Here is a 21,194-nt window from a genome sequence, read left to right on the forward strand (position 1 = left end):
CAGCCCGGGTGCTCGCCGGCGTTTCCGTACCTGCCGGGAACGGAAACAGGCGTGGTTTAGGCGGCGATGTTTCGATAAGGTCGCTCGGCGCGCGCGGCGGACAACGCATGCGCCCACCATTGCAGCCTTGCCATCATTCGGGCGAGAAGCTTGAGTGCGTCTTCGGGCCGCTCAAGGTTGCCGTCTTCATCGAAACGGTTCCAAGGTGCCGCAATGCTGACTGTGTCACGTATGGTGACGGCATGGAGTTCGGCGAAGACAAGCCGCAGCTGTTCGACAGCACGCAGACCGCCCGAGATGCCTCCATAGGATACGAAGGCTACAGGTTTGCCGTGCCAAGGTTCGTTGAACGAATCGAGCACGAATTTGAGTGCCGCTGTGAAGCTGTGATTATATTCCGGCGTGACGACGATAAAGGCATCTGCCGCATTCAAGCGAGAGGCGAGACGCTCTATTTCCGGATGATCGCTATCATGCCGGGCAGGCAGATCGAAATCGAGCGGATCGATGATATCGAGGTCGATCAGAGGGTAGAGCGTGAGCTGCCGGGTCAGCCATTTCACCACCCGGTCGCAGATCCGGCCCTCACGTATGCTTCCGTAGATGACGCCGATTTTGATGGCGGTTTGCATATATTGCCCCTTCTTTACGCTGCAAGGAGCTTGGCTTATAAAACCTCAACCAATATTGAGGTCAACATGGAAACAAGTTCATCAACCAATTTCAGCAGGCTTCTGACTGTAGGCGAAGTGGCAGAGCGTAGCGGACTGGCTGTCTCGGCACTGCACTTCTACGAGGCCAAAGGCCTGATTTCGAGCATGCGGTCGCGCGGCAACCAGCGGCGTTATGGGCGCGATGTCCTGCGCCGTCTCGGCATCATCAAGGTGGCGCAGAGGGTCGGCATACCGCTGGCCGAAATCCAGGCGGCCTTCGACATGCTGCCGCAGGGGCGCACCCCAACTGCGGGTGACTGGCAGAAGCTCTCGCAGACGTGGAAGGACGATCTGGATACGCGGATCAAGCGGCTGACGTTGCTTCGCGATCGTTTGACCGGTTGCATCGGCTGCGGTTGCCTTTCGATCGAAAGCTGCCCGTTGCGAAATCCCTGCGACAAGCTTGGGAAAGAGGGAACCGGCGCGCGCCTGCTGGAGGAGACTTAGGCGGCCGCTGCAATCGCCCGCATGTAGCTGTCCAGGGCAGCCGCCTCATCCATTTGCAAATATAGCCCGTTCTAGTCCTTCGCCACGAAATGTCTTGAGCGGTGACGGCCCATTCGTGAGGACTTTCTGAAAATCTGAGGTTTCCGAACTAAGTTTCCGATATCTCGACCGACAGATCCGGGCCGAGCGCCTGCAGGAAGCTGGCGGCATTGAAAATGGCTGCCGGCGGCTTTGCGCCGACATCGCGGATATCCCTCGACAGGATACGCTGGACCGCTTCGCAGATAATCGGCGCCGAGACGGCGTAGATGTCCTGCCCCTGCGCGACGATCCGGCGGCGCATGTCACCCTGCGCGACGATCACTTCTACCGCGAAGCGCTGCGCCGAACGCCCGGTTTCGTCGACCGCCTGCGGCGGAGGCGTCGATGGATCACGAACATCCCGCAGGGCGATTGTGCTGAGAAAGCTGTGCAGCTCCTTCGTCCGGACGTGACGGGCTATCAGCGGCACCTCCGAAAAGGGAAGTTCGACAAACGTCTGCCGGCCGAACGGGGCCGGTAGGATCGACACCCTTTCGGCAGGCGGTTGATGCACCGGCTCCAGCTGCCCGCCGCTGACGGCCAGGCGCCGCGCGGTGTTTTTTTCTCCGGTGACACGTGTGCCTCTCGTCGGGAGCCAGCTGTCGAGCGCAACCCGAATTTCGATGGTGTCGGCGTGCTCCCACTCGTCCATGACGGCCGCCACGAGCAGGTCGGCCAGGCCGCCATAGAAACCCATGGCCGGGATGATGGCCACGCCTGCTTTCCGGGCTGCGACCTCGTGGCGCTCGAACGTGGCTTGTACGCTCGGCTGCTCTGCCGTCACGTCGAGATAATGAATCCCCGCCCGCAACGCGGCACGCGCCACCGCGTCGGCCGTATCCATGAACGGGCCTGCGCAGTTGATAACCGCCGCCGCGCCGGCGAGCGCCCTGTCCAACGCCTCATCATCCTCGACAACTGCTTCGCGGCATTGGATGCCGCGCCCCGGAAAGCCCGCAGCCGCCAGCCTCTCGGCATTCCGTCCGATGGCGATTGGTTTCAGACCGCGCCGCAACAGCTCGGTCACAACAAAACGACCGGTATGGCCGTTCGCTCCTAAGACCGCGACGGATTGGGTTGTCTTCGTGATGTCAGTTTTATCGATGGTCATTGCCCTCTCCTTAGCTACAGACCTGTCTGTAGCTAATAAAACATACAGGTCTGTAGCGTGTCAATCCGTTTGCTGTTATCGTTGCGGAATTGGAGGTGCACGAATGACGAAAAGCTCAACGAACTCCCCTGCCTCAGGCGGCAACGAGGTGCGCGACAGAATTCTAGAGACAGCATCGGAGCTCTTTTACCGGCGCGGCGTGCGCGCTGTCGGCGTCGATCTTGTGGTCGAAAAGTCCGGTGTGGCCAAAACCAGCCTCTATCGCCATTTCGGCACGAAGGACGACCTCATCGCGGCCTTCCTCAAGCGTGAGGACCTGGACTTTTGGACCACCTGGGATCGAGTGAGGGAACGGCATCCGGACGATGCCTGGGCCGAGCTCGACGCCCATTTCGAGTGGATCGGCGAGAGGGTCGGACGGGACAACTACCGGGGTTGCCCGCAGATCAACACGGCCGCCGAGTTTCCAGAAGCGGATCACCCCGCCCGCAAGGTCGCCGAGGCCCACATGCGCGAGTTGCGGCGGCGTCTGAAGACCATCGCCGAGGGACTGGCGGTTGCCGCACCCGATCGGCTCGCCGGCCAACTGGCGGTTCTGATCAACGGCGCCTTTGTCAGCATGCAGCTGTTTGAACCCGGCGAAGCAACTGGATTGCTCCGTGATGCAGCGCATGCCCTAGTCGCCGCCAGCCGTTAGCTGATTACACTGGACGTCCATTGAAAGCACAGATTACTGGGCGAGGACGCAAAGCGCATAGCTGATCCGGTTCACACGGCCATCGTCATCTATGATGGAATTGCGCCATCTGGCCGCAATAACCTCGTCAATCGGCACATCCTCCATCGGCACGAACCGGCAGCCATCAGCCACCTTGCTCCTGATCCAATCCAGCGCCACTAGCATCGGACGCCACACAGTGTTGTTCGACCGGAATTCCGGAACCGAAAGCAGCAGGCTGGGCAGCATGCGCCGGTATGATTGGCCCAGGATGACCGCATCACCTTATATATGCGCCGATCAAGCGCCCCGCCGGGCTCTCTTTGACGATCGCCGCCAGCTTGTCCTTGCCGACGAGCGGGAAAATAACATCGCAGATTCGCCCGGACAGATCCTCGATCGAGGCGCTGGCGATCTCGACCAGCAACCCGTTCCTTGCCATAGACCCGCTCGTTGATCCCGCCGCCGATCACGAAGAGGTCAAAGATCTGGCTGCACACAATTGCTCACCAGGTCGCAGGCTATAAAACGAAACAACACAGCGCCAAAACGAATAAAAGCGAATGTCAAACGAACGTCCTACGACAATGCCTTTTCCGAGGTTTCGATCAGATTGATGCCGCTTTCCGCGCAGACCTTCCTGAGGGATTCGACATTGCAGTCGTCGGTGACGAAGGTGTGGACCTGTGACAGATGGCCGATGCGCACCGGAGCTGTGCGCTCGAATTTGGTGGAGTCGGCAACGAGGACGACGTGACGCGCATTTGCCATGATTGCCTGCGCGACCTTCACCTCGCGGAAATCGAAGTCGAGAAGCGCACCGTCCGGATCGATCGCCGAAGCGCCGATGACGGCGTAGTCGACTTTGAACTGCCGGATGAAATCGACGGCTGCTTCGCCGACGATGCCGCCATCCGAATGGCGCACCACGCCGCCCGCGATGACGACCTCGATCGAGGGGAAAAGGCGCAAGCGACTGGCAACGTTGATGTTATTGGTGATCACCATCAGTTCCTGGTGGTCGACGAGCGCTTCCCCGACGGCCTCGGTCGTCGTTCCGATATTGATAAAGAGCGAGGCTTTGTCGGGAATGAGATCAGCAGTCGCGCGGCCGATCGCGAGTTTTTCGCTGGCGGCGATCGAGCGGCGCGCCTCGTATTTCACGTTCTCCGTCCCGCCCGGAAAGATCGCTCCGCCGTGAATACGCGTCAGCACATGCCCATCGCAAAGATCGTTCAGATCCTTGCGGATGGTCTGCGGCGTCACGGAGAAGCGCGCTGCCAGATCTTCGACCAGCACGCGGCCTTCCGCTTTGGCGATATCGAGGATCTCCGTCTGCCGTCCGGACAGAAACATGGTTTCGCTCCCTTTCTTTCGTTGGGCCGGATCATATGTTAAAGCGAAAATTGCGCAATCGGCGACTGGCGGCCGGAGCCGGGAGGGTTCAAGCGTGTTTCATCCCAAGCTTTTTGAGAATCGCAATGTTGTGGTGACCGGAGCAGGACGTGGAATCGGCCTCGAAGTCGCGCGGCAGTTCCTAGATTGCGGCGCGCACGTCCTGGTTCACACTGGCCGCAACAGCGACAGGGACTTGCCGGATTTCCTGCTGACGGCAGAACAGGAGCGGCGTGCGGTTCTCGTTGCAGCCGATTTTCTGGCGCCGAACGGCACTGCCGCTTTCGCAGCGAAAGCTCTGGATACTTTCGGCATCGTACACGCACTCGTCAACAATGCCGGCACAATGGTCGGCCGGTTTTTGGCAGATGAGCTGACCGATAGGGAATACGACACGATCGTCAGACTCAACCAGACATCTGTCGTCGAACTCACGCGTACACTGCTGCCGGCGTTGCGGGCAGCCCACGGGGCGGCGATCGTCAATACGGTTTCCATCTCGGCGCTGACCGGCGGCAGTCCCGGCTCGGCAATCTATTCCGCCTCCAAGGCTTTCGTCGCCACTTATTCTAAAGCGCTCGCACGCGAGCTGGCGCCGGATGCGATCCGGGTCAATTGCGTGTCGCCGGGCACGATCGAAACCGACTTCCACGGACGTTATTCCTCGCCGGAGAAGCTGGAGCAGACCCGCAAGGGCATACCGCTGCAACGTCTCGGGACTGCCGAGGATTGCGCGCCCGCCTATCTCTTTCTGGCTGCGCCATCGCTCTCCGGCTACATCACGGGCCAAGTGCTCGAAATCAACGGTGGCCAGCTTATCTGCTGATTTGTTTGGACTTTTTTTGGTATTTCGCCAATTGGGTACAATGCCGGCGTGTGGATATGTTATCGTTGCAGTCTACCTGAAGTGCATCCAGCAGAGATTCAGAATGCCCTTGCCAAAGACCGAACCGGGAATAACCGGTCAGGAACTGCAGAAGCTTGCTGTAAGAGCCCACGAAGCAAGCGATCTGCTGAAAGCAATGGCGCATCAAACCCGGCTTCTCATTCTCTGCATCCTGGCCAACGAGGAAAAGACGGTCAGCCAAATCGAAGAATTGCTGGGTATACAGCAAGCGATGGTTTCGCAGCAGCTTGCGCGGCTGCGCATGGAGGGCCTGGTCAACACGCGCCGGGCTGGCCGGATGGTCTATTACAGCATTGGCAATGCCAATCTGACGATTTTCCTGGATTCTCTCTTCGGCATGTTCGAAGCGGCCGACCCCGACTGATTCCTGCCCTTGCGATTATTGGCCGCTAGCGCCAAAGATGGCTTGTCCCGAAGCGGGCGGGAGGCTGGATGATCGACAAACTTGAATTCTTCATTGCCCTTGCCAACGAAAAGCACTTCGGCCGTGCTGCCGAGGAGTGCGGCATATCGCAGCCCACGCTATCGGCTGCAATTCGGCAACTTGAAGATCAACTGGGCGTGATGCTGGTGCAGCGGGGCTCACGATTCCAGGGGCTGACGCCCGAAGGCCAACGTGTCCTTGAATGGGCAAGGCGCATCGTCGGTGACACGCGCACCATGCGCGAAGAGATGCGCGCGGCCCGCAAAGGTCTTTCCGGCCATCTGCGGCTTGCTTCTATTCCGACGGCTCTGGCGATGCTACCCCGTATTACGACGCCTTTTCAGGAACGGCACCCGGACGTCACCTTCTCCATTGTTTCGCGCAATTCGCTGCAGGTGTTGAGCATGCTCGAAAATCTCGAGATCGACGCCGGGGTGACTTATCTTGAAAACGAGCCGCTTGGGCGTGTAACGACTGTGCCGCTTTATGCCGAGCGCTATCACCTGATCACTGCCGCTGGCAGTCCGCTTTCCGATCGTGAGACCGTGACCTGGCGTGAAGTGGGCGACCTTCGGCTTTGCCTATTGACGGCCGACATGCAGAACCGCCGCATCATCAACCGGCACCTCGCGGAAGCGGGCGTGAGCGCGCATCCTACTTTGGAATCCGGTTCGATGATCGTGCTGTTTTCTCACGTCAGAACCGGGCGCTGGGCGAGCATCATGCCGCGTAATGTGGCTGAATCCTTTGGATTTCCGGCCGAAATACGCATGATTCCGATTGTCGAGCCGGCGGCCCATCATTCGGTCGGGTTGGTCGCCACACATCGCGAGCCTTTTACGCCTCTCGTGTCTGCGTTGCTTCATGAGGCAAGAATACTCGCAGAGAGCGAAAGTCTTTGATAGAAATTTCCTATCAGTTGACGGAACAGCTTTATTGATCGCGCGATGTTTCCCTGAAAGACTTCCTTCGAGATACCGCATCGGCACGGGGAGGCCGTTGCGGTGAGCGACACAGCAAAGCCCTGGGAGGCCTGCCGAAATGAATGCTCATGTCGCCAATGGCGATATTGCCGAGCGCACGCGTGCGATTGTTGGTGCCTTGCGCTCTCTTGAAGGCCCGCTCCTTCCAATCCTTCACGAAGTCCAGCATGAATTTGGCTATGTGCCGCACGAAGCGCTGCCGGTTATTGCAAGCGAGCTCAATCTATCGCGCGCCGAAGTGCATGGTGTGATGACGTTCTATCACGATTATCGCGATCATCCTGCCGGCCGCCATGTCCTGAAGCTCTGTCGTGCCGAGGCCTGTCAGTCGATGGGCGGCGATGCTGTCGCCGATCGTATGAAGACACTGCTCGGTGTCGATTTCCATCAGACCGCGCTCGACGGCAGCGTGACCTTGGAGCCAGTTTACTGTCTCGGGCTCTGCGCTTGCGCGCCCGCAGCCATGCTCGACGGCGAGCTCTTTGGGCGGGTCGATGATGAGACAATTGCCGACCTCGTCGCGGAGGTGCGGCGATGAGCGTGACGATTTATGTTCCGCGCGACGCCGCAGCGCTGGCGCTCGGTGCCGAGAAGGTGGCTGAAGCGGTTACCCAGGAGATCGCAGCCCGCGGCATCGATGCGAAGATCGTGCGCAACGGCTCGCGCGGAATGTTCTGGCTAGAACCTCTGGTGGAGGTCGAGGTATCCGGCAAGCGCATCGGCTACGGGCCGGTAAAAGTGAAGGATGTCGCTGCACTTTTCGACGCGGGGTTGGCGAGCGGCGGCGATCACGCGCTCTGTCTGGGGGAGGTCGAAGACCTCCCATTCCTCAAGGAACAGACCCGCCTGACCTTCGCCCGCTGCGGCATCGGCGATCCGCTTTCTCTGAAAGATTATGAGGCACATGGCGGCCTTGCCGGGCTTCGCCGCGCGGCGGCCATGGCTCCCGCAGACGTGGTCAAGGAGGTGACCGATTCCGGCCTTCGCGGCCGCGGCGGTGCTGGTTTTCCAACCGGCATCAAATGGAAGACGGTACTGGATGCCGCGGGCGAGCGGAAATACATCGTCTGCAATGCAGACGAAGGCGACAGCGGCACCTTCGCAGACCGCATGATCATGGAGGGTGATCCCTTCGTGCTGATCGAAGGCATGGCAATTGCCGGGCTCGCCACGGGTGCGACGAAGGGCTTCATCTATATCCGTTCGGAATATCCCCATGCGATCGCGACAATGACGGAAGCGGTCGAGATCGCCGGCGGCGCCGGCATTCTCGGCGCTTCGGTGCTCAGTTCTGGCCGCGCGTTCGATATCGAAGTCAGGACCGGTGCGGGCGCATATGTCTGCGGCGAGGAAACGTCGCTGCTGAACAGCCTGGAAGGCAAGCGCGGCGTCGTGCGCGCCAAGCCGCCGCTGCCGGCGCACAAGGGACTCTTTGCCTGTCCCACGGTCATCAATAACGTGATCTCGCTGGCCTCCGTGCCGGTCATCCTGGACAAAGGGGCTGTTTTTTACCGCGATTTCGGGATGGGCCGGTCGCGCGGCACGATCCCGCTGCAGATCGCCGGGAACGTTAAGCATGGCGGTCTTTATGAGACGGCCTTCGGGCTATCACTCGGCGATATCGTCGACAGGATCGGCGGCGGGACAGCGACGGGCCGGCCGGTGAAAGCAGTGCAGGTCGGCGGTCCGCTTGGTGCCTATTTCCCAAGGACACTCTTCGATACGCCTTTTGACTACGAAGCTTTTGCTGCCAAGGACGGCCTCATCGGCCATGCGGGCATCGTCATTTTCGACGACACGGTGGACATGCTGAAGCAGGCGCGGTTCGCCATGGAATTCTGTGCGGTCGAAAGCTGCGGCAAGTGCACGCCCTGTCGCATCGGCTCCACGCGCGGTGTCGAAACAGCAGACAAGATCGCGCAAGGAATCGAGCCGGAGAAGAACCGGGCGTTACTCGCCGATCTCTGCAACACCATGAAATTCGGCTCGCTTTGCGCACTAGGTGGCTTCACGCCCTATCCGGTGACGAGCGCGATGACGCACTTCCCGGACGATTTCGCGCCAACACCCCTCATCGAAGCGGCGGAGTAAGGATCCATGTCTCTCGTTCACGAAATCGACTACGGCACCCCGGCTTCGAAATCCGAAACAAGCGTGACGCTGACCATCGATGGCCGTCAGATCAGCGTGCCGGAGGGTACGTCCGTCATGCGCGCCTCGATGGAGGCCGGAATTCAAGTGCCGAAGCTTTGTTCGACCGATATGGTCGACGCCTTTGGCTCCTGCCGCCTCTGTCTCGTGGAGATCGAAGGCCGTAATGGGACGCCCGCATCCTGCACGACGCCGGTTGCAGCGGGTATGGTGGTCCATACGCAGACCGGGCGCCTCAAGGATATTCGCCGCGGGGTGATGGAGCTCTACATTTCCGATCACCCGCTCGACTGTCTGACCTGTGCTGCCAACGGCGATTGCGAGTTGCAGGATATGGCAGGCGCCGTCGGCTTGCGCGACGTTCGCTACGGTTATGAAGGCGACAATCACGTCAAGGCACGCAATAACGACGACAACAATCTCAAATGGATGCCAAAGGACGAGTCGAACCCCTATTTCACCTATGATCCGTCCAAGTGCATTGTCTGCTCCCGCTGCGTGCGTGCCTGCGAGGAAGTGCAGGGAACCTTTGCGCTGACGATCGAGGGCCGCGGTTTCGGCTCGCGCGTTTCGCCCGGAATGCACGAGCACTTCATCGATTCCGAATGCGTTTCTTGCGGTGCATGCGTGCAGGCCTGCCCGACGGCGACGCTGACCGAAAAATCGGTCATCCAAATTGGTCAGCCGGAACATTCGGTCGTGACCACCTGCGCTTATTGCGGCGTCGGCTGTTCGTTCAAGGCGGAAATGCGCGGTGAGGAACTGGTGCGCATGGTGCCGTGGAAGGACGGCCAGGCCAACCGCGGGCATTCCTGCGTCAAGGGGCGTTTTGCCTATGGCTACTCGGCGCATAAGGACCGGATCCTCAATCCGATGATCCGTGAGAAAGTCACTGACCCTTGGCGTGAAGTGACCTGGGACGAGGCTTTCGCGCACGTGGCGTCCGAGTTCCGCCGCATCCAGTATCAGTATGGCCGCGATTCGATCGGCGGCATAACGTCGTCGCGTTGCACGAACGAGGAGACGTTCCTCGTTCAGAAGCTCGTGCGCGCGGGCTTCGGCAACAACAATGTCGATACCTGTGCTCGCGTCTGCCATTCGCCGACGGGCTATGGCCTCGGCCAGGCCTTCGGCACCTCTGCCGGTACCCAGAATTTCGACAGTGTCGAGGAGTCGGATGTCGTCATCGTCATCGGCGCCAATCCGACGGACGGCCATCCGGTCTTTGCCTCGCGGCTGAAAAAGCGGCTGCGTCAAGGCGCCAAGCTGATCGTCATCGACCCGCGGCGCATCGATCTCGTCAGAACACCACATGTCGAGGCTGCCTACCACCTGCCCCTGAAGCCCGGCACCAATGTCGCCGTCATGACGTCGCTTGCGCATGTGATCGTGACCGAAGGGCTCTATGACGAAGCCTTCATTCGCGAGCGCTGCGATTGGTCTGAATTTGAAGATTGGGCGGCTTTCGTCTCGGAGCCCTATCACAGCCCGGAAGAGACCGAGAAGTTCACGGGCGTTCCGGCGCAATCCGTTCGTGGCGCAGCGCGCCTTTATGCGCGCGGCGGAAACGGGGCGATCTACTACGGTCTCGGCGTCACCGAGCACAGCCAGGGTTCAACGACCGTTATGGCGATCGCAAACCTGGCGATGGCGACCGGCAATATCGGCCGTCCGGGCGTCGGCGTTAACCCGCTGCGCGGCCAGAACAATGTTCAGGGCTCCTGCGACATGGGCTCCTTCCCGCACGAGTTGCCGGGTTACCGCCATATCTCGGACGATGCGACGCGCGATATCTTTGAGAAGCTGTGGGGCGTCAAACTCAATAACGAACCCGGACTTCGCATCCCGAACATGCTGGACGCCGCCGTAGATGGCACGTTCAAGGGTTTGTATGTCCAAGGCGAAGACATTCTCCAATCCGATCCGGATACGAAGCACGTGGCGGCCGGTCTTGCAGCAATGGAATGCGTCGTGGTTCAGGATCTCTTCCTGAACGAGACGGCAAACTACGCGCATGTCTTCCTGCCGGGCTCGACCTTCCTGGAAAAGGACGGCACTTTTACCAACGCCGAACGTCGCATCAACCGCGTGCGCAAGGTCATGTCGCCCCGCAACGGTTATGGCGATTGGGAGGTGACGCAGAAGCTGGCGCAAGCCATGGGACTCAGCTGGAATTACCAGCATCCGTCCGAGATCATGGATGAGATCGCGGCAACGACACCGAGCTTCGCGCTGGTTTCATACGACTACCTGGAAAAGACAGGATCGGTGCAGTGGCCCTGCAACGAAAAGTCCCCGCAAGGTTCGCCGATCATGCATGTGAACGGCTTTGTTCGCGGCAAGGGCAAGTTCATCCGGACGGAATATGTCGCGACTGATGAACGGACCGGGCCGCGCTTCCCGCTTCTGCTGACGACGGGCCGTGTCCTCAGCCAATATAATGTCGGCGCCCAGACGCGGCGCACCGACAACGTCGTCTGGCATGCCGAGGACCGGCTGGAAATCCATGCGCATGATGCCGAAATGCGCGGTATTCGCGATGGCGACTGGGTGAAGCTTGCCAGCCGCTCCGGCGATACGTCACTGCGGGCGCTGATTACCGATCGCGTCGCACCCGGTGTCGTCTACACGACCTTCCATCATCCGAACACGCAGGCAAACGTCATCACCACGGACTTTTCCGACTGGGCGACGAACTGCCCGGAATACAAGGTGACGGCGGTACAGGTCTCGCCATCGAACGGCCCTTCACAGTGGCAAACCGAGTATGACGAGCAGGCGCGCCAAAGCCGTCGCATTGCCAGCAAGCTGGAGGCGGCCGAATAATGGAAAGGCGGGCGGCGCGCATTTCCGTCAAACGCATCGCCCGAAAGGGCGGGGTCGTGATGCCGGGTGAGCGCGTCGTGCCGGAGGAGGTACCGGTTGCCTTTTCCTACGGCGGCACGTCGCATGCGGTCATGATGGCGACGCCGGAGGACATCGAAGACTTTGCGATCGGATTCAGCCTGACAGAAGGCATAATCCAGGACGCGGGCCAGATCTCCGCAATCGAAATCGTCGATGAGCCGCAGGGTATCGATGTCCAGGTGACGCTGACGGACGATGTCGCCGACGCTTTGCGTGCGCGCCGACGCAGCATGGCTGGACCAGTTGGTTGCGGGCTTTGCGGCATCGAATCGATCGATCAGGCTGTCCGTCCGGTGCCCGATGTTTCCTCTGCGGATCTCAAGATGAGGCATGGCGACATCGTCCGAGCCGTCTCGCTCCTTAATGATGCCCAGCCGCTTCACAGAGAAACGCGTGCGGTCCACGGAGCGGGCTTCTACATTCCTGGTAGAGGCTTGCTCGCCGTTCGCGAGGATGTCGGCAGGCACAATGCACTCGACAAGCTCTGTGGGGCTGTCATCGGCACCGGAACGATCGGCTCAAAGGGGGCTGTAGCCGTCACGAGTCGGCTGTCGGTCGAGATGGTGCAGAAAGCCGCGATCCTGGGAAGCTCTGTCCTTATCGCGATTTCTGCGCCGACGGCTCTTGCCATCCGAACTGCCGAGCAAGCCGGCATGACGCTCGTTGCGCTTGTGCGCGGCGATGACTTCGAAATTTTCACCCACCCACACCGTATTTTGCCTGAAAGCATTGCCGATGTCGCATGATCCGCATTCAAAGCTCGTCTACATGGCCAACCAAATTGCGACCTTTTTCAAGAGCCAGCCTGAAAGCGACGCAGCTCAAGGTGTTGCGACGCATATCAACAAATACTGGGAGCCGCGCATGCGGCGGCAATTGTTTGAAATTCTCGAAAAGGACGACAACCGCTTGAACGCGCTCGTCATTCAAGCCGCACCTCTGATCCGCAGGCCGGAACCGGCCGAATCAATCCGGAAATAAATATCGATTTCACGTTGGAGGGGGCACAGGCATTTCGCCTGCTCAAGCATGAATTATTGCAAGAAAAGTCTTTAATCAGGAGGAATTATTCATGGCTGCAGCGGAAACAGATACCACAGGTGATTTAGCCGGACTTGGCCTGCTTGATCGGGAGAGGATCATTGCTAAGCCGGGTTTCAATCGCTGGCTTGTGCCGCCGGCAGCGCTCGCCATACATCTTTGCATCGGTATGGCTTACGGCTTCAGCGTCTTCTGGCTGCCGCTTTCGAAATCGCTCGGGATCACGGCATCGACGGCATGCCCCGATCTGACGCTCGCGTCTGCGCTGTTCACGACGGTATGCGATTGGCGGGTCGCCGATCTCGGTTGGATCTATACCCTCTTCTTCGTTCTGCTCGGTTGCTCCGCGGCCATCTGGGGCGGCTGGCTGGAGCGTTCCGGACCGCGCAAAGCGGGCTTTGTATCCGCTTGCTGCTGGTGTGGCGGCATTCTCGTTGCTGCCTTGGGCGTGATGACGCATCAACTGTGGCTGATGTGGCTCGGCGCCGGCGTCATCGGCGGCATCGGTCTCGGCCTCGGGTACATTTCGCCGGTGTCGACGCTCATTAAGTGGTTTCCGGACCGCCGCGGCATGGCGACGGGCATGGCCATCATGGGGTTTGGCGGCGGGGCGATGATCGGCGCACCGCTCGCCAACCTGCTGATGAACTATTTCAAGACCGATAGCTCGGTTGGCGTCTGGCAAACCTTCATCGTTATGGCGATCATCTATTTCGGCTTCATGATGGGCGGTGCGTTCGGTTATCGCATTCCGCCCGCCGGCTGGCGTCCGGAAGGCTGGACGGCCCCTGCAGCCAAGAGCACGATGATCACCACCAAGCACGTTCACCTGCGCGATGCGCACAGGACGAAGCAGTTCTGGCTGATCTGGGCGGTGCTCTGCCTCAACGTGTCGGCAGGTATCGGCGTTATCGGCATGGCCTCGCCGATGTTGCAGGAAATCTTTGCCGGTTCGCTGATCGGTTTGCCGGACGTTGGCTTTGCGCAGCTTGACGCGGCGCAGAAAGCATCCATCGCCACGATCGCTGCCGGGTTTGCCGGACTTCTGTCGCTCTTCAACATCGGCGGCCGCTTCTTCTGGGCTTCGCTCTCCGACAGGATCGGCCGCAAGAACACCTATTATTGCTTTTTCATCCTCGGTATCGCGCTTTATGCACTTGCGCCGACATTTGCGGGCATGGGCAACAAGGCGCTCTTCGTCCTCGCCTTCGCCATCATTCTCTCAATGTATGGCGGCGGTTTCTCGACAATTCCGGCCTATCTTGCAGATATTTTCGGCACGCAATTCGTCGGCGCTATCCACGGCCGCCTACTGACAGCGTGGGCAACCGCCGGCATCGTTGGTCCTGTAGTCGTGAACTATATTCGCGAAGCGCAGATAGCAGCCGGTGTTGCGCCGGGACCGGCTCTCTACACAGGGACCATGTATATCCTGGCGGGCATGCTGGCGCTGGGTCTGATTGCCAACGCCCTCGTCCGGCCGCTTGCCAGCAAGTGGTTCATGTCCGATGAGGAAGTCGCAGCACTTCAGGCGAAATCCGCAGCCGCAAGCATAGGCCCGACCGGCTCGTTCGGAATCGGCAAAGGCGGCTTCGACGCGAAGGCTCTGCTTGCCTGGGCCGTCGTCGCCATCCCGCTGCTTTGGGGCGTATGGGTCACGCTGAAGGCAACCTTTGCACTGTTCGGTTGATTTTGACCATTCTCGAAAATCAAGGCACGCGCTTCGGCGCGTGCTTTTCTAGTGGTGCGTGCCTGGCGCACCATTAGAAAAGCCGCCTTGCGGCGGCTTCTCCGGAAATCATGCTTCGGTGGCTTACGCTGCCAGTTCGTCGGTTTCGTTTTCCTTGAACATCTTGGCAAGGTTCAGGAAGCAGATCATGCCGTTCTCCGAGGCGATGACGCCTTCGCAGTAAGCGCGATCGAAGGATGCCGTCACTTCCGGCACGGGCTGAACCTGGCTGGAGCCAATCGTCAGAATGTCGGAGACGCGGTCGACAAGCATGCCGATGACCATGCTGTGCACTTCGGCGACAACGATGGCGCTGCGCTCATTGGCGACGGTGCTCTTCATGCCGAGCTTATAGGCGAGATCGATGATCGGGATAACTGAGCCGCGAAGGTTCATGACGCCGATGACATCAGCGGGCGCATGCGGGATCGGCGTCGAGGGCGCCCAGCCGCGGATTTCGCGGATGGTGGTCGTCTTTACGCAGAACTCCTGATCATGCAGGCGGAATGCGATGATCTCGAGAGTGTCGCCGCTGAAGTTATTTGAGTTGATCGTCGTCATTAGAAAGTCTTCCCAAGCCCGGCAGAAGCGGCTGCGTCACCATTGGCGCGAACACCCCGTGCCTTCACACCACGCGACGTCCTCGCAATGATCTTCGAGGCCTCGTTACGGTTATCTAGGACATTACCGGAAGAGTGTTGCACAAATCTAAATTGTCACAGCAGACCACATGGTTTTTGAGTTCATTTGCGGTCCTGCATCAATAATAGAAACGAGGAGGTGCTTGCGTTATGCGATCGTCTTCTCGATCTCAGAGATAGCCCATTCCACCTGTTCCTTGGTGATGACGAGCGGCGGCGCCAGGCGGATCGTATTTTCATGCGTATCCTTTGCCAGGAGGCCCCGTTCCTTGAGGTTATAGCAATACTGCCGCGCGCCGCCTGCTTCCGGCTCCAGCTCGATCGCCATCATCAGGCCGCGGCCGCGCACGTCCTTGACGATGTTGGAGCGGATCGACCTCAGACCCTCGAGGAAGTATGCACCCATCTTCTCGGCATTTTCGATCATGCCTTCTTCGGTGAGCACCTTCAGTGCCGCGCGGGCGACGGCGCAAGCAAGAGGGTTGCCTCCAAACGTCGAGCCGTGCTGGCCGGGTTTGAGCACGCCGAGAACTTCCGAGTTGGAAAGGACGGCCGATACCGGATAGAAACCACCGGAAAGCGCCTTGCCGATCAGCGTCACGTCGGCTTCAATGCCCTCATGCTCCTCCGCCAGAAGTTTGCCCGTCCGGCCGAGGCCTGTCTGGATCTCGTCGAGGATCAGCGTGACATTATTGGCCGTGCACAACTCACGGACACGCTTGAAATACCCCTCAGGCGGGATGATGACACCGGCTTCGCCTTGGATCGGCTCGATGAGGGCGGCAACGGTGTTCTCGTTGATGGCCGCCGCGAAGGCTTCCGCATCGCCGAAGGGAACCGTGCGAAAGCCTGGCGTATAGGGGCCGAAGCCGGCACGTGCGTCCGGATCGGTGGAAAAGCTGATGATAGTGAGCGTCCGGCCATGGAAGTTGTCGGCGCAGACGATGATCTCCGCCTTGCCTTCCGGAACGCCCTTCACTTCATAGCCCCATTTGCGAACCGCCTTGATGGCCGTCTCAACGGCTTCGGCGCCGGAGTTCATCGGCAGGATCTTGTGAGAGCCGGTGAGCGCTGCCAGCTCCTCATAGAGATGCGCGAGCTGGTCGTTGCGGAATGCGCGCGAGGTGAGAGTGAGCTTTCCGGCCTGTTCGACCATCGCCGCCAGGATCTTCGGATGGCAATGCCCCTGATTGACCGCCGAATAGGCGGATAGGCAATCGAGATACCGCTTGCCGTCCGTATCCCAGACGTACACCCCTTCGCCGCGGGTCAGGACGACGTCGAGCGGCTTGTAGTTATGCGCACCAAGCTGGTGTTCGGTGGCGATCAGATCTGCGGATGTGCTCATGGCTGCTTCCCCTTATGCCGCGCGTGTCGGACGATCGAAGATGCGGCGGCCGAAGAGGCTTGCCGTCAGTTCCACGAGAACGCGGGCACTCTTGCCGCGATCGTCCAGAAACGGATTGAGTTCAACGAGATCAAGCGACGAAACGAGGCCGCTGTCGGAAAGCATTTCCATGACGAGGTGCGCTTCGCGAAATGTCGCGCCGCCCGGGACCGTGGTGCCGACGCCAGGTGCGATATCCGGGTCGAGGAAATCGACATCAAGGCTTACATGCAGAAGGCCGTTCGCCCTTTCGATCGTGCTGACGATATGGCGCATGGTGGCTGCGATGCCCTGCTCATCGATCGAGCGCATGTCGAAGACGTTGACGCCGTGCTTTTGGATTTCCACGCGCTCGGACGGATCGACGGAGCGAATGCCAACCTGAAATACATTGCGCGGGTCAACGAGGGGCCGGTCCTTAGGCAGGATTTCGGCGACCTCGGCCTGACCGCTGAAGAAAGCGACGGGCATGCCGTGCATATTGCCGGAAGGCGACGTTGCCGGCGAATTGAAGTCGGAATGGGCGTCGAGCCAGAGCACAAAGAGCGGGCGGCCTTTTTCGGCTGCGTAACGCGCCATGCCGGAGACGCTGCCCATCGACAGGCTGTGGTCGCCGCCGAGAATCAGCGGAAAGCGCCCGGCCGCTGCGGCGTCGTAGGTGCTGGCTTCGAGCGCACGCGTATAGGCGCCAATGAGGCGCAGATTGTGCGCCTTCGGATGGTTCGGAAGGTCGCGTGCCGGAACGACGTGAATGTCGCCTTCATCGCGCACATCATGGCCGAGGTCGATCAGAGCCTGGTCCACACCGGCAATGCGTAGCGCTGCCGGCCCCATCGCCGCCCCGCGCCGGCCTGAGCCTTCCTCTACCGGAACACCGATGAGTGTGACTGATCGAGATTGAACTTCCATTCTGGGCGCTCCGGATTCGAAATTGGATTAACGCATATTCGGATATCGACGTGACGGCAAAAAGATGGAAAAGTGTCAGAAATGAAATCCGATTATGCACTTTGCTAAGTGCGTTTCGACAAAGTGATCGCCATGGACGACCTTGATCAAGAACTTTTAAGCGCGCTTCGCCATAATGCCAGAACGCCGGTATCTTCTCTCGCCGCGATGACCGGCGCGTCGCGCGCGACCGTTGCCGCCCGTATCGACCGGCTTGTTGCAAGCGGCACCATTGCCGCCTTTACCATCCGGACCGGCCATGAAACGCGCGCCGCCGGCGTTCGTGCCATCGTCATGATCGAGGTACTCGGCAAGCTCGCCGACCGAGTAGCCGATCAGTTGCGCGGTCTCCCGCAGGTACGCGCGCTGCACAGTACCAATGGCAAATGGGATTTCGTCGCGGAGCTTGAGGATCGCGATCTCGTCTCCTTCGATGAGACGCTCCGCCGTATCCGGCTCATCAACGGCATCAATTCGACTGAAACCAGTATCCTGCTGAAAACCCGGAAGACCGGATTCTAGTATTCATGTTCGTAGACGATGCCGGCTTCGCCGGCGCCATTTCCACCTGCAGCACCACGTAATTTCACGCCACGCCCGACATCGAGATTGATGATCGCCTTGGCGCCTGCTTCGCCGCCTTGCTGCAACTCGAAATAGGTGCGCTCGTTCAGATAGCGGCCGACGCTGACGCTTGTCTGCCCCTTCTCGTCGGTGCTGATGTTGAGGTCGTCGACACCAAGCTGGTTGCGGAGGCCCTCGAAAAGCGAGGTCGAACGTCCGCCCGCCAACTGGCTCACCGCATCGGCGAGCTGCGCGATCTGGACCGGCGAGAGCTTCGACATCGATTGGCCGAATATGAGCTGCGCCAGTACTTCATCCTGCGGCAAGGTCGGCGAGGACGAGAAGGTGATCGAGGGATCTGTCGCAAGCCCCGTAACATCGACGGTGAGCGTCGTCGTTCCCGAAGTGGAGCTCGCTTCCATATCGAGCGCCGGCGTCAAATCGCCAGCAAACGTAATGCGGCTCTTGTCGGTGAAGTTCAGGCGGCGATTAAGCATCGTCAAGCGTCCGCGACGCATGGTGAAGCCGCCGGAAACGACGGGCGTTGCCGCTGTTCCCCTGATCGTGACGCTGCCACCAAGTTCCGAATCGATGCCGCGGCCGCGGACGAAAATTTTCGATGGCGCGTGAATCTGCAGGTCAAGCGCGAGCGTCGCGGATTTCTCGCCGGCCTTCTGCGCGTTTTCGTCGCGCAGCTGGGCACGCACCGCAGGTGGTGCATTCACGTGCTTAATGTTGATTTCGCGCAGTGAAGTCGGCAGCTTGTCCGGCACGGTGATCGATGCTTTTTCGACATTCAACCTGCCGCTCAGCACCGGGTTGGTGAGAAGCGGACCCCGCAGACCGAGATTGCCATTGACCGTCGCGACGACAAGCGTTCCGTCAACATAGACTGCCCTGTTCAGCCTAAACTCGATGTTTACCGGATAGCCGCTCCCCGGCCGGATCCCGACCGTGCCGCTCGCCGCAACGCTGCCGCCGCTTGCGAAATTGCCGCTTAGGCGGGAAATAGTGGCCTGCTCGCCGTTCATGGTGATGTTGGCGACGACATTGTTGAGCGCAAGGTTCCTGCGGACATCGACAAGCCTGGCGCCGCTGGTCGCGATAGACCCGTTGATGACGGGGCCGGCGGCCGTGCCAGTGATGCGGAGGTCTATGGCGGCGGTACCTTCCGCGACAAAGCCCTGTTGCGCCAGCTGTGCGCCCAAGATGGCAAAGGGGAGGTTGCCGCGAAATTGCAGGTTGAGGGCCCGACTGCCGGTGATCGCAACGGTGCCGCCACCCTTCATCGAAAGGCCGCTGTCGCCGGTAAGGTCGGTATCGATGGTGAGTGTGTTATCGGCGAGCTTGCCGTTCGCGGTGATCGCGAAAGGCGAGAGCCCGGCGCCTTTGGTTTGGCTGGTCGCCGCATTCTTCCAGTTGAGCTTGAAATCAACCTTCGGAGCGGAAAGCGGCCCCGAAACCGATGCGGTTCCGGAGATCGTTCCCTCGGCGGAAAGGCCCGGTACGAAACCGTTTGCCACGCTCGCCGGAAGATTGGAGACATTGGCGTCCACCTTGAGGCTCTTGACGACTGTGCCCTCTATCATGACATTGCCGCCGGCTTTCAGCGTCACGTTGTCAGCGCCGTTCATATTAGCATCGAAGTCGAGCCTGTTGTTCGCAAGCTTGCCGGTCGCGTTGACTGCGAGCTGGGACAATCCTGCCTTCTTGGTGTGGCTGGTCGCCGCGTTCTTCCAGTTGAGTTGGAAGTCGGCTGTCGGGGAAGCGAGGCTTCCCTCAGCCACAACCGTGCCAGAAAGGACACCTTCTGCCGCAAGGCCCGACACGAAATTGTTGGCGATGCCTGCCGGTAGATTGGCAATGTCGGCGTCCACCTTCAGGCTCTCGACCGTTTTGCCGGTAATTGCGACATTGCCGATTGCTTTCAGCGAAGCTCCGCCAGCACCGCTCACATTCGTGTCAAAATCGAGCTTGTTGTCGGCAAATTTCCCGGTCGCGCTTAGGTTTAGCGACGACAGCTTGGCACCCTTCGTCTGACTTGTCGCCAAGTCCTTCCAATCGAGCCTGAAATCAACGGCAGGTGAGGTGAGCGTCCCAGAGGCCGTCACGGTTCCCGAAACAGTACCCCCGGCAGCCAGGCCCGGAACGAAGCCGTTTGCGATGCTTGCGGGAACATTGGTGACGTTCGCGTCAATCTCCAAGCTCTGAATAGTCTTTTCAGCAACAACGACCTTACCGGCCGCTTTCAAAGCTACGCCATCGGCGGCATTCGCACTTGTATCGAAGTCGAGCCTGTCATCGGCAAATTTGCCAGTGGCGCTTAGCTCGAGCGCCTTCAATCCGGCACCCTTGGTCTGGCTTGTGGCTGCGTCCTTCCAATCAAGATCGAAATCAACGGCCGGGGCAGCAAGTGTTCCCGATGCCTTGGCAGTTCCGGAGANCGTGCCCTCCGCGGCAAGTCCGGGCACGAAGCTGTTTGCAATGCTTGCCGGGACATTGTTGAGATTGGCATTTACGTCGAGACTTTGGACCGCNGTGCCGGCGATAACAATATTCCCGTCCGCGCTCAGTCCCGTGTTGGCTGCCCCGGTCAGATCTGCATCGAAGTCGAGCTTGTTATCTGCGAGTTTGCCGGTGGCGCTCAGGCCGAGCGGAGCAAGCTTTGCCTGTTTCGTCTGACTCGTGGCTGCGTCTTTCCAGTCGAGATCGAATTCGACGGCCGGCGCAGCAAGTGTTCCCGATGCCGTGGCAGTTCCAGAGATCGTTCCTTCGGCGGCAAGTCCGGGCGCGAAGCTGTTTGCAATGTTTGCCGGGACATTGTTGAGATTGGCATTTACGTCGAGGTTTTGGACCGCCGTGCCGGCAATCACGACATTGCCATTTGCCTTGAGCCCCATTTCGGCTGGGCCCGATAGGNCGGCATCGAAGTCGAGCTTGTTGTCGGCAAATTTGCCAGTGGCGCTCAGCCCGAGCGCCTTCAATCCGGCACTCTTGGTCTGGCTTGTGGCTGCGTCCTTCCAATCAAGATCGAAATCAACGGCCGG

General features: G+C 59.9%; 19 protein-coding genes and 1 pseudogene. 12 read left to right on the top strand and 8 right to left on the bottom strand.

From position 1 onward, the window contains the following. Positions 1-56: 56 nt before the first annotated feature. Positions 57-632, bottom strand: a complete 576-nt coding sequence (locus A3C3_RS0125640) for an NADPH-dependent FMN reductase (RefSeq protein ID WP_022717433.1) — start codon at positions 630-632, stop codon at positions 57-59. Positions 633-698: 66 nt separating this feature from the next. On the opposite strand from A3C3_RS0125640, the gene soxR reads away from it, so the two are divergent. Then, the gene (gene soxR / locus A3C3_RS0125645; RefSeq protein WP_022717434.1) at positions 699-1,160 is read left to right on the top strand and encodes a redox-sensitive transcriptional activator SoxR; all 462 of its coding nucleotides are present in this window, start codon (positions 699-701) and stop codon (positions 1,158-1,160) included. 148 nt (positions 1,161-1,308) lie between these two features. Here soxR and A3C3_RS0125650 read toward each other — a convergent pair whose 3' ends face one another. Next, positions 1,309-2,352 carry a saccharopine dehydrogenase family protein gene (locus tag A3C3_RS0125650; protein ID WP_022717435.1) on the bottom strand — a complete coding sequence of 348 codons (1,044 nt, stop codon included), beginning with the start codon at positions 2,350-2,352 and terminating at the stop codon, positions 1,309-1,311. A gap of 103 nt (positions 2,353-2,455) precedes the next feature. Here A3C3_RS0125650 and A3C3_RS0125655 point away from each other — a divergent pair, with 103 nt between their 5' ends. Next, positions 2,456-3,049: a TetR/AcrR family transcriptional regulator gene (locus A3C3_RS0125655; protein WP_022717436.1), complete on the top strand. Its 594-nt coding sequence runs from the start codon at positions 2,456-2,458 to the stop codon at positions 3,047-3,049. A gap of 36 nt (positions 3,050-3,085) precedes the next feature. On the opposite strand, the pseudogene A3C3_RS48645 reads toward A3C3_RS0125655, so the two are convergent. Both A3C3_RS48645 and A3C3_RS0125670 read right to left on the bottom strand, forming a co-directional pair. Next, positions 3,086-3,522, bottom strand: a pseudogene (locus A3C3_RS48645) (Tn3 family transposase); the annotation flags it as partial. Positions 3,523-3,649: 127 nt separating this feature from the next. Next, entirely contained in the window at positions 3,650-4,426 is a 777-nt protein-coding gene (locus A3C3_RS0125670) for a DeoR/GlpR family DNA-binding transcription regulator (protein ID WP_022717439.1), read from the bottom strand. Positions 4,427-4,520: 94 nt separating this feature from the next. Between A3C3_RS0125670 and A3C3_RS0125675 the strand changes: the two genes are divergently transcribed. The 9 genes from A3C3_RS0125675 to A3C3_RS0125715 all read left to right on the top strand — a co-directional run bounded on the left by A3C3_RS0125675 (position 4,521) and on the right by A3C3_RS0125715 (position 14,568). Then, a complete protein-coding gene (locus A3C3_RS0125675; protein ID WP_022717440.1) occupies positions 4,521-5,291 on the top strand; it encodes an SDR family NAD(P)-dependent oxidoreductase in 771 nt (256 codons plus the stop codon). A gap of 103 nt (positions 5,292-5,394) precedes the next feature. Further along, complete coding sequence (locus A3C3_RS0125680) at positions 5,395-5,736, top strand: ArsR/SmtB family transcription factor (protein ID WP_022717441.1); 342 nt, start codon at positions 5,395-5,397, stop codon at positions 5,734-5,736. Positions 5,737-5,804: 68 nt separating this feature from the next. Further along, complete coding sequence (locus A3C3_RS0125685) at positions 5,805-6,698, top strand: LysR family transcriptional regulator (RefSeq protein WP_022717442.1); 894 nt, start codon at positions 5,805-5,807, stop codon at positions 6,696-6,698. A 139-nt stretch (positions 6,699-6,837) separates the two neighbouring features. Continuing rightward, complete coding sequence (locus A3C3_RS0125690) at positions 6,838-7,317, top strand: formate dehydrogenase subunit gamma (protein WP_022717443.1); 480 nt, start codon at positions 6,838-6,840, stop codon at positions 7,315-7,317. Then, a complete protein-coding gene (locus A3C3_RS0125695) occupies positions 7,314-8,870 on the top strand; it encodes a formate dehydrogenase beta subunit (protein WP_022717444.1) in 1,557 nt (518 codons plus the stop codon). Before A3C3_RS0125690 ends, A3C3_RS0125695 begins: the two co-directional genes overlap by 4 nt. Before the next feature lie 6 nt (positions 8,871-8,876). Beyond that, a complete protein-coding gene (gene fdhF / locus A3C3_RS0125700) occupies positions 8,877-11,756 on the top strand; it encodes a formate dehydrogenase subunit alpha (protein WP_022717445.1) in 2,880 nt (959 codons plus the stop codon). Positions 11,757-11,815: 59 nt separating this feature from the next. Continuing rightward, positions 11,816-12,583: a formate dehydrogenase accessory sulfurtransferase FdhD gene (gene fdhD / locus A3C3_RS0125705; RefSeq protein ID WP_376774927.1), complete on the top strand. Its 768-nt coding sequence runs from the start codon at positions 11,816-11,818 to the stop codon at positions 12,581-12,583. Beyond that, positions 12,573-12,818, top strand: coding sequence for a formate dehydrogenase subunit delta (locus A3C3_RS0125710; RefSeq protein ID WP_022717447.1), 246 nt, complete (start codon positions 12,573-12,575; stop codon positions 12,816-12,818). The genes fdhD and A3C3_RS0125710 overlap by 11 nt, the downstream gene beginning before the upstream one ends. Positions 12,819-12,909: 91 nt before the next feature. After that, a complete protein-coding gene (locus A3C3_RS0125715; protein WP_022717448.1) occupies positions 12,910-14,568 on the top strand; it encodes an OFA family MFS transporter in 1,659 nt (552 codons plus the stop codon). Positions 14,569-14,691: 123 nt separating this feature from the next. Here the strand turns inward: A3C3_RS0125715 and A3C3_RS0125720 are convergent, their stop codons facing one another. From A3C3_RS0125720 to rocF, 3 genes are all read right to left on the bottom strand, one after another. Further along, a complete protein-coding gene (locus tag A3C3_RS0125720) occupies positions 14,692-15,168 on the bottom strand; it encodes a chemotaxis protein CheW (protein ID WP_022717449.1) in 477 nt (158 codons plus the stop codon). A 228-nt stretch (positions 15,169-15,396) separates the two neighbouring features. Continuing rightward, entirely contained in the window at positions 15,397-16,596 is a 1,200-nt protein-coding gene (rocD, locus tag A3C3_RS0125725; protein ID WP_022717450.1) for an ornithine--oxo-acid transaminase, read from the bottom strand. A 12-nt stretch (positions 16,597-16,608) separates the two neighbouring features. Then, on the bottom strand, positions 16,609-17,544 hold the full coding sequence (gene rocF, locus A3C3_RS0125730; RefSeq protein ID WP_022717451.1) for an arginase: 936 nt from the start codon (positions 17,542-17,544) through the stop codon (positions 16,609-16,611). Between the two features lie 132 nt (positions 17,545-17,676). On the opposite strand from rocF, the gene A3C3_RS0125735 reads away from it, so the two are divergent. Next, positions 17,677-18,105: an Lrp/AsnC family transcriptional regulator gene (locus A3C3_RS0125735; protein WP_027511674.1), complete on the top strand. Its 429-nt coding sequence runs from the start codon at positions 17,677-17,679 to the stop codon at positions 18,103-18,105. Here the strand turns inward: A3C3_RS0125735 and A3C3_RS0125740 are convergent. Beyond that, a partial coding sequence (locus A3C3_RS0125740) for a translocation/assembly module TamB domain-containing protein (protein WP_022717453.1) occupies positions 18,102-21,194 on the bottom strand: 3,093 nt, incomplete at its 5' end. The two genes, A3C3_RS0125735 and A3C3_RS0125740, sit on opposite strands and share 4 nt — an antisense overlap.

It is taken from the genome of Rhizobium mongolense USDA 1844 (assembly GCF_000419765.1).
Taxonomy (GTDB): Bacteria; Pseudomonadota; Alphaproteobacteria; order Rhizobiales; family Rhizobiaceae; genus Rhizobium; species Rhizobium mongolense.